Source organism: Streptomyces sp. NPDC002870 (assembly GCF_042888505.1).
Classification (GTDB): Bacteria; Actinomycetota; Actinomycetes; order Streptomycetales; family Streptomycetaceae; genus Streptomyces.
Genome location: NZ_JBIAPW010000048.1, coordinates 16,314 through 29,631 on the forward strand (window position 1 = coordinate 16,314; position 13,318 = coordinate 29,631).

The window sequence follows — 13,318 nt, forward strand, 5'->3', positions numbered from 1 at the left end:
CATGACAGGTACTGAGCGCATGGGCGACAGCATCGAGGTGGTTGAACTGCCCGTCCGGATCGCGTTCTTCGACGTCGACGAGACGCTCATCGACATCAAGAGCATGTTCTCCTTCCTGGAGTTCCACCTCGCCGATCCGGACCGATACCGCGCGGCCGCGGGGGAGTTGACGCGTGCGGCGCGGGCCGGCGTGCCCCGCGAGGAGACCAACCGCGCCTACTACCGCAACTACGCGGGGGCGGAACAGGAGGCCGTCGCCGAGAGCGGGCGCCGCTGGTTCGCCCGCGAGCGGCAGCGGGACGGCTTCCTCCACCAGGACGTCGTAGGCGAACTGCGTCGGCTCCAGGCCGAGGGATATCAAGTCGCGCTCGTCTCGGGGTCGTTCCGCGCTTGCCTCGAACCGATCGCGGAGCACCTCGGCGCGGACCACGTGCTGTGCAGCGAGCCAGACGTGGCCGCGGGCCGGTACACGGGCGAGGTGCGTACCGCGGTGATCGGCGCGGCGAAGGCCACGGCCGCACGCGCCCTGATGGACCGGTCGGGCGCACGTCCCGAGGAGTGCGTCGCGTACGGCGACCACGCCTCGGACCTGCCGCTGCTGACCTGCGTGGGCGGTGCGGCGGTCGTCGGTGACGACCCGGTGCTCGCCGAACACGCCGACCGGTTCGGCTGGATCCGGTTGCCCGGGACCGCCGCGGCCGCAGCGGCAGCGCAGGGGACCGCCGCTGCGGCCCCGGCCAGACACCCGGCCGCCCCCTCTTCGCACACCTCGCCCGCTCCATCCACGTCGAGCACGGAGGAACTCACAAATGCGACTCGGTAACGGGCTGGGGATCCGGGCCGTCAGGACCTGTCTGCCGGTGACCGTCGAGACCGCCCAGGACGCCCTCACGCGCGGCAGAATCAGCAATGAGGACCTGACGAACACCGGCGTCACCGAAGTCCCGGTCTCGGGAACGGTCTCGGCGCCGGACATGGCGGTGGAGGCGGCGCGCGGCGCGCTCGCCGCGGCGGGCTGGGACGGCGCCGGCCTCGGGTTCACCGCGCACGCCTGGATCCACCACCAGGGCCACGACTTCTGGTCGCCCGCGCACTACGTCGCGCACCGGGTCGGCGCGGTGCGCGACGTCCCGCTGGGCATCCAGGTGATGTGCAACGGCGGCGGCACCGCACTGGAGGCGGCCGCGTCCCGGCTGCGGGCCGACCCCTCCACCGGCACTGCGCTCGTCACCACCGGTGACCGTTTCCCCGACGAGGGCTTCGACCGCTGGGCCGGCGACTACGGCGTCTTCTACGGCGACGGGGCTACGGCGGTCCTGCTGCACGAACGTGACGACGCCGTCGACGAGTTCACGCTGCTGGGCCTGTCCAGCGCCGCCGTGTCGGCGGCCGAGGGACTGCACCGCGGGCGCGACGAGTTCACCCCGGCGAGCCGGTGGATCAGCGACCGGATCGACGTCAAGCGCACCAAGAAGGCATTCATCAACGACGTCGGCCTCGACAGCTTCTACAGCGGGGTGCACGCGGCGCTGCGCGGCATCGTCACGACCGCGCTGGAGGAGGCCGGCATCGACGTCGACGACCCCCGCATCCGAGTCCTCGCCCTCCCCAGGGTGGGCATCAAGGTCCGCCGCGAGACGTACCACCCGGCGGTCGAGGGCCTGACCAAGGCAAGGGTCGTCGAACTGGGCAACCGCACGGGCCACTTGGGAGCAGGTGACATGGCGGCGAACCTGGCGGACATCCGTGAGCAGGAGCTGCTCGCGCCGGGCGAGATCGCCCTCACCATCTCCGCGGGCGGGGGCTTCGGCTTCACCTGCGCGGTCGTCGCCCGGCCAGCCGGCTGATCCCGGTTCGCCCGGCCCGCCCGCTGACTCCACTCGTACGCCTGTCTACACCTATCCCCCCAACAACCCCCTGAAAGGGGACGTTTCATGAGTACGGCTCGTCCGGACACCGGTCGCGGCAATCCGACACTGACGCTTGTCGCGGTCTGTCTCGCCGTCCTGGTCCTGCCCGCCTCGCTGACCGGTACCTCCGTCGCCCTTCCGGATATCAGCTCCGATCTGGACGTGGGTCTCGCCCCGCTGCAGTGGGTGGTCAACGCCTACAACCTCGCCTTCGCCTGCTTCATGCTCGGCTGCGGCTCGCTCGCGGACATCGTGGGCCGTCGGCGGATGTTCGCCGGCGGTACCGCCCTGTTCGCCGTGTCGACCCTGGTCAGCGCAGTGACGTCGAGCATCGAGGTGCTCGACGTGGCGCGTGCGCTCGCCGGGCTCGGGGCCGCGGCGGTGATGACCTCGGGTGCCGCGATACTGGCCACGACGTTCGAGGGGGCCGCCCAGGCGCGGGCCTTCGCGATCCTCGGCTCGTCGGCCGGTGCCGGTCTGGCACTCGGCCCGTCTACCGCGGGTCTGCTCGTCAGCACCTTCGGCTGGCGTTCGGTGTTCTTCTCGCACCTGCTCATTTCGGTGCTCGTGCTCGTCGCGGTACCGCTGATGCCGGAGTCGAAGAACCCCGCCGCGACGAAGGTCGACTGGGCCGGCACCACCACGTTCACGCTGTCCCTGTTCTGCCTGATGTACGCCATCGTCCAGGGGCCGCAGCAGGGCTGGACGAGCGGTACGACGCTGCTGCTGTTCACCGCGGCGCTCGTACTGATGGCATTGTTCGCCGCCGCCGAACTGCGCCAGCGGCAGCCCATGATCGATCTCTCGCTCCTCAAGCAGGGCCGGTTCATGGCGGTTTCGCTCATCCCCGTCGCGCTGTCCTTCAGCTTCGTGTGCCTGCTGGTGCTGCTGCCCACGTACTTCACCGGGGTCACGGGGATGAGCACGAACGCCTCGGGCGCCACGATGCTGCTGCTCACCCTGCCGGTCCTGGCGGTTCCGCTCGTCGTCAGCAAGCTGGTCAAGAGCGGCGTGTCCACCCGGCTCATCCTCACTCTGAGCCTCGTGGTCGCCGCGGTGGGCGCGGGCTGGCTCACCCTGATCGACCCGGACGTGTCCGTGGTGGCGCTGGTCGGTCCGCTGCTGCTGCTCGGCATCTCGATGGGCATGACGGCCGGTCTGGTGGACGGCGCGGCGATCACCTCCGTGCAGCCGACGCAGGCGGGTGCCGCCGCCGGTCTCTTCAACACGATGCGGCTGGCCGGTGAGGCGTTCGCTATCGCAGTGATGAGCGCCGTGCTGCTCAACTCGACCCGCTCGCACATCTCCGACGGCCTGTCCGGAGTCGAGGGCGCGAACGGCGTCGACGCGGGCGGCGTGGCCGACCGCGTGATCAGCGGCGACCTGGCCGGAGCGGCCGACACCGTCACCGGTTCCGCCCGCTCCGACTTCCTCGACCTGCTCACCGGGAGCTACACGGACGGCCTGCACCTGGTGCTGTGGGTGGTCGTCGCCATCTGCGCCGCGAGCGCCGTGCTGGTGAGCGTGATGCTGCGCGAGCGCGCCGCCCAGCCGGCCGCGCCCGCCGAAGCCGTCGCCGAGGAGGCGACCGTATGACGACCCCCGCGGGTACGTTGCCCGTGCTGGTCGCGGGCGCGGGACCGGCCGGGCTCACCGCGGCGACCGAACTCATCCGGCGTGGTGTACCTGTCCGTTGCGTGGACAAGGCCGAAGGACCCAGCACGCTGTCGAAGGCGCTGGGCCTGTGGCCGCGGACCGTCGAGCTGATCCACCGGGTCGGCGGGCAGGACCTGCTCGCCGCGCGTGCGCTGCCCCAGTCGCAGATGCGGTACTACTCCGCCGGCAAGGTCATCGCCAACCTCCGCTACAAGCCGGCGACCCAGCCGCTGATCTGCCCACAGCCGGACATCGAGGAGGTCCTGCGGACCAACCTCGCATCGGTCGGGGGCAGTGTGCGGTGGGGGACCGAGCTGCTGGGCTTCGAGCAGCTCGACGACCGGGTGCTGGCCCGCCTGCGCCACCCGGAGGGCACCGAGTACGAGGAGGAGTTCGCGTACGTCATCGGGGCGGACGGGGCGAGCAGCATCGTCCGCGGCCATCTCGGCATCGGCTTCGAGGGATCCACGTACGAACTGCGGTTCGTGGTCGCGGACGTGAGGGTCGACACCCGCTTCGACCACCGTATGACGCACTACTTCTGCTCACCTCGGGGCATCCTGGTGGCCTGCGGGCTGCCGGACGGCCGCTGGCGCGTCTTCACCTCGGCGCCTCCCGGGGTCAGCCCGGAGGACGTCGACCTGGCCATGGTGCAGAGCCTGGTCGACGAGCGCGGGCCCGGCGGGATCCGGCTGCGCGACCCCGACTGGATCAGCGTCTTCAACGTGCACGCGCGGCACGCCGACACGACACGGGTCGGCCGAGTCTTCCTGATCGGCGACGCCGCGCACATCCACAGCCCGGCCGGCGGGCAGGGCCTCAACACCGGTGTCAACGACGCCCACAACCTGGCGTGGAAGCTCGCCCTCGTCTGGCGCGGGCACAGCGCCGAGCGGCTGCTCGACACCTATGTGAGCGAGCGCGGGGACGTGGCGCGCGCGGTGGTGCGCCAGGCCGACGTGCAGACGAAGCTGTGGCTGCTGCGCAAGGGCCACCAGGTCGTCCTGCGCGACAACCTGGTGCGGGTCGCTTCGGGCCTGCGCCTCTTCGACCTGGCGTACATCCCGTGGCTCGCCGGTCTGCGGACCAAGTACCGGACCGAACCCTCGGCCGGAAGGAAGACGGCCGGTTTCGTGCCCGGCGCGCTGGTGCCGCTGCCGCAGCGGAACGAACTGGACGATCTCCGCCACACGTTGATCCTCACGGGGGCGCAGGACGCGTCGGTGCGGGAGCTGACCCGGTGGTGCGCGGACCGGCTCGGCGCGGTACTCGACGTCCGCACCGAGGCGCGCCGCGGAAAGCCCGCGCTCGTCCTCGCCCGGCCGGACGGTCACGTGGACTGGATCGCCAAGGACACCGCCACCATGCGGGCACGACTGACGGACCTGTTCCGCCCCCTGCTCGGGGCCCGGCAGGACGAACAAGAGAAAGTGAAGGAACACACGGCATGAGTCTCATTCCGGACAGTCACAAGGATCTGCTGGAGCGGCCGCTCTTCGGTCATCTGGCCACGATCCGGGCAGCGGGCGGCGGGCCGCAGGTGAACCCGATGTGGTTCTCCTGGGACGGCGAGTACGTCCGGTTCACCAACACGACGGTCCGCTACAAGTACAAGAACATCACGGCCGACCCGCATGTCGCGGTGTCGGTCAACGACCCGGAACAGCCGTACCGCTACCTGGAGATCCGCGGCGAGGTGGTCCGGATCGACGACGACTCGTCCGGTGAGTTCTTCGCGCAGCTCGCGGAGCGGTACGGCATGAAGCTGGACGGCCCACCGCCGGACGTCGCGCACCGCATCGTCTACGTGGTCAAGCCCACAGCGGTCAGCCACCAGTGATCCGGTCGGCCTGAGGCCGGCCCATGCCGCACCGCCGGACCGCGAGGGTCAGTTTCCGCTGACCTTCGCGGTCACCAGGTCCGCGACCACGGTGGTGCCCGCGCCGAGCGCGGTGAGGCGGTCGAGCGCCTCGCGGTGCTGTGCCTCGTCCACGCTGGCCGTGGCGTCGGAGACGACGACCACCCCGTAGCCCAGACGCAGCGCCGTCGCGGCGGTGGACGCGACACCGTGCGCGGTGGACAGTCCGGCGACCACGACCTCGGTGACGCCTTCGCCGCGCAGCCGGTCGTGGAGGTCGGTGCCCTCGAAGGCGTCAAGGCCGTGCTTGGTCACCAGGTGCTCGCCGGTACGCGGTTCGAAACCGGAGATCAGCTGGTTGGGGGCGGCACTGATGCCGCCGTCGGAGCCGTCCTCTCGTACGTACCGGACGAAGACGACGGGCGAGGAGCCGGTGTTCGCGAAGTGCTCGCGCAGCCTTGTGCAGGCGTCGGCCACGACGTCACCGCCTAGTGGCTGCCACGGCATGTCGACGATCCACCGCTGCAGATCAACCAGGACAAGTGCCGTGCGTGCGCGGGTCATTCTGTTCCCCCAGGACGGATGATCAGCGGTCCACCGCACCCTACCAAGGGGAAGAAACAGCCCAATGGAGAGCCCAATCGCGACGCGGGACGGTCTGCGACTGTGGACGGAGACGTTCGGCAGCCGCGGCGATCCGGCGGTGCTGCTGGTGATGGGCGGCTCGGCGCCGGGCATCGTGTGGCCGGACGAGCTGTGCCGGCTGATCGCCAAGGACGGGTACTTCGTGGTGCGTTACGACCACCGGGACACCGGCAGGTCGGGGAAGTCCGACGACGAGTACGACCTGTCGACGCTCGCCGCGGACGCCGCCGACGTGCTCGTGGGGCTCGGACTTGGCTCGGCGCACGTGGCGGGTCAGTCCGTCGGGGGCATGGTGGCCCAGCTGCTCGCGCTCGACCGGCCCGAACTCGTCCGGTCGCTGGTGCTGCTGTCCAGTTCCCCGGACGCGAACGGCGACGTATGGCTGCCGCCGCGCACCGGACTGCCCGGTCCGCGCCGGCCGATGCTGGAGCACGCCGCCCGGCTCGCCGCGTCCCCGCCCCAGGGGCCCGAGGAGGGCCTGGCCGCGGCCGTCGACGGCTGGCAGGTGCTGGTCGGGTCCTACGTACCGTTCGACCGGACGTACTGGGTCGATCTGGTCAGGCGCGTGAAGGACCGCGACCACGGCCCCGACACTGCCTGGCGCCATGCGACGGCCCTGGACCGCACGCCCCCGCTCACCGGGCGGATCGCCGCCCTCGACGTGCCGACGCTCGTCGTGCACGGCGAGCGGGACCCCGTCCTGCCATTGGAGCACGGCGAGGAACTGCGCCGGGTGATCCCGCACGCACGCCTGTGGCGGATCGCCGGCATGGGCCACATCTTCCCGCCGCACTGGTCGTCGACCATCAGCTCGCTGGTCGTCGACCATCTGCGCAGGACATGAATGTCGCGTACGAAGGAGACTGTGATGCGTCACGCAACAGGCAGGACCGCCCCCTCGCGTATACAGCCCAGGGCGCGGGTGAGTTCCGACACCGGTTGTCGGGACACGGAAACTCTGTTCCTCCAGGCACTGCGGAGTCGGCACCCCTCCTACCGCCTCGACGAAGCGTCCTTCTCGGATCCGCTGAGGACGACTATTTCCTGGTTCACCGGCACCGTATGAGCACGGTTGCCTATTGAACAAAGAGCCCGGAAACATGAAACGGTTGGTAGTTCGTGACGAGCCCGTCACTCCAACGTAACAGCCGTCAGGATGAGGAAATTCCGTACCGCCCAACGGCCGTGGAGCACTTCGTGGCGAAATTCCCGCGCCGCACCACTCCGCTCACTCAGGCGGACCCGGAAGGTCCCCTCCGTCACGTCCCCAGAGCCGCCCGCGCCATTTCCACAAACCCGCCCGGACAGCGTGAGTTCCGCGTCCCGGAAACCCAGCCGGATCCCGTGCAATGGATACCACGCCTTGTATGCCGCCTCCTTGGCGCTGAACAGCAGCCGGTCCACGCGGACGTGGGGCAGGAGCGCCGCCAACTCCCGCAGCCGTGCCCGCTCCCCGGCGGACGAGACAAGCTCCAGGACACCGTCGCGCAACCCCAGGTTCGGCTCGGCATCGATGCCGAGCGCCGTGACGTCGGCACGGCGGGCGACCACCGCGGCCCGGTACCCCCGGCAGTGCGTGATGCTCCCCACCAGCCCCGGCGGCCAGAGGGGAGCCCCCGTCGCGTCGGCGGGCACGGGCCGTGGCTCCTCGCCGAGCAGCTCCATGGCGCGGCGGGCGCAGCCGCGCCCGGCGGCGAACTGGTCCCTCCGCTCGGGCAACGCCGCCGCGATCAGAGCCCGTTCGGCTGACGAGAGGACACGCTCGTCACCGGGGGCGTCACTGACGTCCTCGGCCACCGCAACACTTTGCGGCAGCAGTCCTTCGATCACCAAGTCCCCCGATATCGGCCGCCGTTCAGCTGAGGCCGCGGCGGACGTTACCATGTGACCCATCGAACAAGGCGCCACCCCCGGCCCGCCGTCGGTATCCCCTAAGGTGGCTAGCGCACAACTGAACAGTCCCTTGCGCGCGTTCCGGCAATGACGCGGCTCGCAAGCGCGGGGGAGGATGTGCACACGCCTACGGGGGATGGCAAGAACTGCATGGAACGAATCGAATTCGTCCCATCGCCTAGCGTCCCGGCGCATCGCGCCGGGGATAGCTTTGGGATACTCGGGACGCTCTCCGCGTGCGTCGCGGGCAAAGAACTGGCAATTGATTCCGGGAAACTCCGGGTGCTGCTGGCGGCGCTGCTGCTGCGGTCCGGCGAGGTCGTCGACAACGACCGTCTCGCCGACTGGCTGTGGGACGAGCGCAAGCCGTCGAATCCACGCGGAGCACTGCACACGTACGTACGACGGCTGCGGATGCTGCTCGGCGACGCGGACCTGGTGGAGACGGCGGCCGGCGGCTACCGGATCGACGTGGCCGAAGCGGAGCTGGACCTCACTCGGTTCCGCCGCCTGGTCCGGCTCGCGCGGCAGGCCGAGACGCCGGAGGAGCGGGCACGGCTGCTGGCCGAGGCGCTGAGCGTCTGGCGCGGTGCGCCGCTCGCGGACATACCGTCGGACTCGTTGCGCCGTGACGAGTGCCCGGCCCTGGAGGACGAGCGGCTCGGCGCGCTGGAGGCGTACTTCGAGACCGAACTCCACCTCGGCAGGCACGGGCAGCTGGTGAAGGACCTGCGCACCGCCGCCCTGGACAACCCCTTACGGGAGAACTTCTGGAGCCTGCTGATGCTGGCTCTGTACCGCTCGGGGCGGCAGGCGGAGGCGCTGGACGTCTACCAGCAGGCCCGCCGCGAACTGGTCGAGCAGCTCGGCGTCGAACCGGGCGAGCGGCTGCGCGCCCTGCACACCGGCATCCTCGAATCGGACCCCGCCCTCGCGGCCCCGAACGGACCGCGCCCCGGCGGCGGCGAGGCTGTCACGGTGCCTGCACAACTCCCGCCGCTGGCCATGGGGTTCGTGGGAAGGGACGACGTCGTCGACCGGGTCGAGACGATGCTTCCGCCGGCGCCGGACCGTACCGGCGTCCCCGTCGTGGTCCTGTCCGGGCCTCCCGGCGTCGGCAAGACGGCGCTCGCGGTCTGGCTCGGCAGCCGGGTGCGGGGCGCGTTCCCGGACGGGCAGCTGTACGTGAACCTGCGCGGCTACGAGCAGGGCGGGGAGCACGCGCCGCTCCCGCCGGACCAGGTGCTCTCGCAGTTCCTGCGCAGCCTCGGCGTGCCCGCGGACCAGATCCCGGTCGACCCGGTCGAACAGGCCAACCTCTACCGGTCGAAGCTGACCGGGAAGAGCGTGCTGGTGGTGCTGGACAACGCGTCCAGCGTCGAGCAGGTGCTGCCACTCATCCCCGGGGACGCGGGATGCTCCGTACTGATCACCAGCAGGCGGCAGTTGCGGTCCCTCGCGGTCACGCACGGCGCCCAGGTGATCCGCGTCGGCACGCTCAGCCAACGGGAGTCGGCCGAGCTGGTTACCGGCATGATGCGGCAGGCCGCGGTGGCGATCGAGCCGGACGTGGTACGCGAAGTCGTCGCTTTGTGCTGCTACCTGCCGCTCGCGCTGCGGATCGCCGCGGCCAACCTGATCGGCGCCCCGGGCGGGCAGACCGAGGACTACCTGGAGAGTCTGCGGCGCGGCAACCGCCTCGCCGCCCTGTCCGTCGACGGCGACACCACGTCCGCCGTCTCCACGGCCATCGCCCTGTCGTACGACGCGTTGACCCCGGACGACCGCGCGGTCTTCCGCCTCGCGGGGCTCTTCCCCGGCTCCGACTTCACCCCCGCCGCCGTCTCGGTGCTCGCCGACATCAGCGAGGCGCAGGCGCGGACCGGTCTGAGCCGCCTGGAGACGGCGAGCCTGTTGCAGCAACCCGCCCCTGGCCGCTACCAGTTCCACGACCTGCTGCGCGAGTACGCGCAAGGCCGCGCGCTCGCCGAGCATTCCGCGCGGGAGCGGGCCGAGGCCCTGGAGCGGCTCGGCCAGTGGTACCTCGCGGGCGCCTGCGCCGCGGCCGACGTCCTCTACTCGGAGTTCGTGCGGCTCGCCCAGCCGGAGCGGCCGAAGGCGACATTCGACGCGCCGCAGTTCCCGAACGAGAGCCACGCGACGGCCTGGCTGCTGGCCGAGCGGCGCAACCTGATGGCCTGTGTGCGCCACTTCGGAACGCACGGCCCGCACCACCTGTCCTGGCACCTGGCCGACGCCCTGCGCGGCTTCTTCTGGACGGGCAAGTACCGCACCGAATGGCGGGAGACCACCCGTATCGGCCTGTCCGCCGCCGAGACCCACCACGACGAGCGCGGCATCGCGGCGATGCACCGCAGCCTCGCCAACCTTCACAACACGCTCGGCGACTACGAGCGGGCCATCGCGCACCAGGAGAAGAGCCTCGCGCTGCACGACCGCCTCGGCATGGCCGAGGAGGTCGCGGCCACGCTCAACAACATGAGCCTCGCCCACCTCAGCCTGGGCCGGGGCGGGCGGGCCGAGGAGGCCGCACGGCGGGCGCTCGACGTCGCGCACAGCATCCGCTCACCCCGGCTCGAGGCCACCACCCAGGGCCTGTTGGGGTTCATCCACTGGACGCACGGCGACATGGCGCGCGCCACCGAATGCCTCACCGCGTCGCTGGCCACCGCGGGCGGCCTCGGCCTGCACCACATCAGCTCGTACAGCCTGCGCAACCTGGGCCTGGTGCGCCAGGCCACCGGAGAGCTGTCCGAGGCGCGGTCCTGTTTCACCCGGGCACTGAAGGTGTCCGAGTCCATCGACTCCTCGTACGACAGGAGCATCTCGCTGTACGGGCTCGCCCTCGTCGACCTGGACATCGGCCGGCACGAGACCGCGCTCGACTCGGCGCAGCGGGCGCTGAGCTCCTTCCAGGAGTGCGGCGACCGCACCTACGAGGTGGAGACCCTGTGCCTGCTTTCCGCCATCAGCGCGGGCCTCGACTCGCTGCCGCGATCGGCCCGTTACGCGGCCACGGCGCTCGACGGGGCCCGGCAGATCGGCTACGTCGACGGCGAGGCGTACGCGCTGGCCCGCATGGCCGTCACCGACGGCCTGCTGGGCCGTGAGGATGCCGCCGGGCACGCCGAGGCGGCCCGCTCCCTCGCCGAGGGGAGCGTGAACCACATCGCCCGCAGCAAGGTCCTCCTGGAACTGGCCCCGCTCTATCTGAGTCTGGGTGACCCGCACCGCGCCGAGGAGTGCGCACAGCTGGCGCTCGCCCTGTCGCAGCCGACCGCACAGCGTCTGAACATCGCCAGGGCCCAGCACGTCCTGGGCACCGTCGCCACGTTCGACGGCGACCACCCGCGGGCGCGGGACTACTGGACCCAGGCCCTGGAGGCGTTCACCGAGATCGGCGTTGCCGAGGCCGACGACGTACGCGCACGGCTCGGCACCACACCTGCCACACGCTCACAGCACGAGAGGACGGCATCGTGAACACCCTTGCCGCACAGGCGAGTCGCGTATCCGTGAGGCGGGACCGGCTGCGGCCGCTGGTGGTCGCCTCCATCGGCAACGCCATGGAGTGGTTCGACTGGGCCACGTTCGTGACGTTCGCCGCGCTGCTCGGCCCGCACTTCTATCCGTCGGGCGATGGCACCACGAACCTCCTGCAGACCCTGTCGGTGTTCGCCGTCGGGTTCCTGTTCCGGCCGCTCGGCGGGGCGCTGATCGGCGGGTACTGCGACCGCAACGGCCGGAGCGCCGCGCTGCGGCTGTCCCTGCTGATGATGGCGGGGGGCAGCCTCCTGATCGCGCTCGCTCCGCCCTACCGGACGGTCGGCGTACTGGCCCCGGTGCTGCTGGTGGTGGCCAGGGCGCTACAGGGGCTGTCCGCGGGCGGCGAGGGCGCGGCGATGAGCACGTACGTGAACGAGATCGCGCCGCGCGGGCGCCGCGGCCTGTACTCGAGCGCCGTCTACATCAGCACAACCCTCGGCACCCTCGCGGCCACGCTGCTCGCGCTACTGCTGCACCACACGCTCACTCCCGCCCAACTGGGAAGCTGGGGCTGGCGGGTGCCCTTCGCGCTCGGCGCGCTGCTCGCCGTGTACGGCTGGTACCTGCGCGGCCGGATGCCCGAGACACCCGTCTTCGACGCGGCACGGGAGCGGCCCCGCAACCCGGCGCGGCAGGTGCTGCGTACGCACCCGCGCGCTGCCGCCCGCGTGGTTGGCTTCACGCTGGGCGCGACCGTCGTCTACTACACCTTCGCCTCGTACCTGCCGCTGTACGCCCAACTCCAGTACGGCGTACCGGCGAACACCGCGCTGTGGGCCGCCGTCGTCGCGCAGGTGGTGTTCATGGCCGCGCTTCCGCTGTTCGGCATGGCAGCCGACCGGTTCGGGCGCCGTCCGCTGCTGCTGGTGTTCGGCGGCGGGTTCGCCTGTCTGTCGCCGTTGCTCTTCGGGCTCCTGTCGGGCTCGGCGGTGCGGCTGGGCGTGGTGATGACGGCGGCGCTGCTGCTGTTCGGCTGCTACGCGGCGGCCGCTCCGTCCGCGACGCTGGAGATGTTCCCGACGTCGGTGCGGTCGAGCGGCGTCGGCCTGCCGTACGCGCTGACGGTGGCCCTGTTCGGCGGCACGGCGCCCTACCTGATCGAGTACCTCGCCGCGCACGGCCACGCCTCCTGGTACCGGTGGTACGTCGTGGTGCTCTGCCTGATCAGCACTGTCTCGTTCTTCCGGTACCGGGAGACGAAGGACGTGGACCTGGCGGCCGTCGGCCGGACCTGACCGCGCCGCCCATGCCCCGCCCCGTTGCAGGTCGCGGTCGGGTCTTCGGCCCCTGGAGGTGGGCCAGGACGTCCTCCAGGGGCAGGTCGAAGCGGTCCTTGTCGCCGGTCCAGGGGCGCAGGACCGTGGCGCTGGCCTCGGCCAGCGCGGGCGGGAGGCCGGTGGCGCGCAGGGCGGCCGCGATCTCCTCCATCTCGGGCGCCCAGCACCAGGCACGGGCGGCGAGGCTCGGCAGATAGTCCACGTCGGCGAGAATCCTCGAGGTCAACGACTCGGCCTCCAGGGCCAGTTCGTCGCCCAGACCGTGGCTCCTGGCCAGGGCGTGCGATACGGCCGCGAGGGCGGCGGACTTCTGGAAGGCGGCGAAGGCCATCTTCAGAGAACGCTGCGCGGAGGGGTGGCTCGACCGGCGCATCCATCACTCTCAGTTAGATCTTCGAGTGTGGGTCGGAGCCGCCGCGAACAGCGGGCGGAAGACTGATGCGCCTCACATGATGGGAGCTGGCGCCGCCGGTAGGGAACCGATTCTCCCTGGATTCTGCTCAGGCTCCGGT

11 protein-coding genes are annotated in these 13,318 nt (G+C 71.0%); 8 read left to right on the top strand and 3 right to left on the bottom strand.

The genetic code is table 11. From position 1 onward, the window contains the following. The first annotated feature begins 1 nt into the window (after window position 1). The 5 genes from ACFYWY_RS35275 (at window position 2) to ACFYWY_RS35295 (ending at window position 5,406) form a co-directional block, all read left to right on the top strand. Entirely contained in the window at window positions 2-823 is an 822-nt protein-coding gene (locus ACFYWY_RS35275; RefSeq protein ID WP_389194645.1) for an HAD family hydrolase, read from the top strand. Then, on the top strand, window positions 810-1,847 hold the full coding sequence (locus ACFYWY_RS35280) for a 3-oxoacyl-[acyl-carrier-protein] synthase III C-terminal domain-containing protein (protein ID WP_389194648.1): 1,038 nt from the start codon (window positions 810-812) through the stop codon (window positions 1,845-1,847). The genes ACFYWY_RS35275 and ACFYWY_RS35280 overlap by 14 nt, the downstream gene beginning before the upstream one ends. Window positions 1,848-1,934: 87 nt before the next feature. After that, window positions 1,935-3,506, top strand: coding sequence for an MFS transporter (locus tag ACFYWY_RS35285; protein ID WP_389194651.1), 1,572 nt, complete (start codon window positions 1,935-1,937; stop codon window positions 3,504-3,506). Then, window positions 3,503-5,017, top strand: coding sequence for an FAD-dependent monooxygenase (locus ACFYWY_RS35290; protein WP_389194653.1), 1,515 nt, complete (start codon window positions 3,503-3,505; stop codon window positions 5,015-5,017). Before ACFYWY_RS35285 ends, ACFYWY_RS35290 begins: the two co-directional genes overlap by 4 nt. Then, entirely contained in the window at window positions 5,014-5,406 is a 393-nt protein-coding gene (locus ACFYWY_RS35295) for a PPOX class F420-dependent oxidoreductase (protein WP_389194656.1), read from the top strand. The genes ACFYWY_RS35290 and ACFYWY_RS35295 overlap by 4 nt, the downstream gene beginning before the upstream one ends. A 48-nt stretch (window positions 5,407-5,454) precedes the next feature. Here ACFYWY_RS35295 and ACFYWY_RS35300 read toward each other — a convergent pair whose 3' ends face one another. After that, window positions 5,455-5,988, bottom strand: coding sequence for an isochorismatase family cysteine hydrolase (locus tag ACFYWY_RS35300; RefSeq protein ID WP_356232160.1), 534 nt, complete (start codon window positions 5,986-5,988; stop codon window positions 5,455-5,457). A gap of 64 nt (window positions 5,989-6,052) precedes the next feature. On the opposite strand from ACFYWY_RS35300, the gene ACFYWY_RS35305 reads away from it, so the two are divergent. Continuing rightward, on the top strand, window positions 6,053-6,913 hold the full coding sequence (locus ACFYWY_RS35305) for an alpha/beta fold hydrolase (RefSeq protein WP_389194658.1): 861 nt from the start codon (window positions 6,053-6,055) through the stop codon (window positions 6,911-6,913). Window positions 6,914-7,200: 287 nt separating this feature from the next. Here the strand turns inward: ACFYWY_RS35305 and ACFYWY_RS35310 are convergent, their stop codons facing one another. Continuing rightward, window positions 7,201-7,866, bottom strand: coding sequence for a 4'-phosphopantetheinyl transferase (locus tag ACFYWY_RS35310; RefSeq protein WP_389194660.1), 666 nt, complete (start codon window positions 7,864-7,866; stop codon window positions 7,201-7,203). Window positions 7,867-8,244: 378 nt separating this feature from the next. Here ACFYWY_RS35310 and ACFYWY_RS35315 point away from each other — a divergent pair, with 378 nt between their 5' ends. Then, a complete protein-coding gene (locus tag ACFYWY_RS35315; RefSeq protein WP_389194663.1) occupies window positions 8,245-11,466 on the top strand; it encodes a BTAD domain-containing putative transcriptional regulator in 3,222 nt (1,073 codons plus the stop codon). Further along, the gene (locus ACFYWY_RS35320) at window positions 11,463-12,764 is read left to right on the top strand and encodes an MFS transporter (RefSeq protein WP_389194666.1); all 1,302 of its coding nucleotides are present in this window, start codon (window positions 11,463-11,465) and stop codon (window positions 12,762-12,764) included. Before ACFYWY_RS35315 ends, ACFYWY_RS35320 begins: the two co-directional genes overlap by 4 nt. On the opposite strand, the gene ACFYWY_RS35325 is transcribed toward ACFYWY_RS35320, so the two are convergent. Next, window positions 12,694-13,179 carry a DUF1932 domain-containing protein gene (locus ACFYWY_RS35325; RefSeq protein ID WP_389194669.1) on the bottom strand — a complete coding sequence of 162 codons (486 nt, stop codon included), beginning with the start codon at window positions 13,177-13,179 and terminating at the stop codon, window positions 12,694-12,696. The genes ACFYWY_RS35320 and ACFYWY_RS35325 overlap by 71 nt on opposite strands. Window positions 13,180-13,318: the final 139 nt, after the last annotated feature.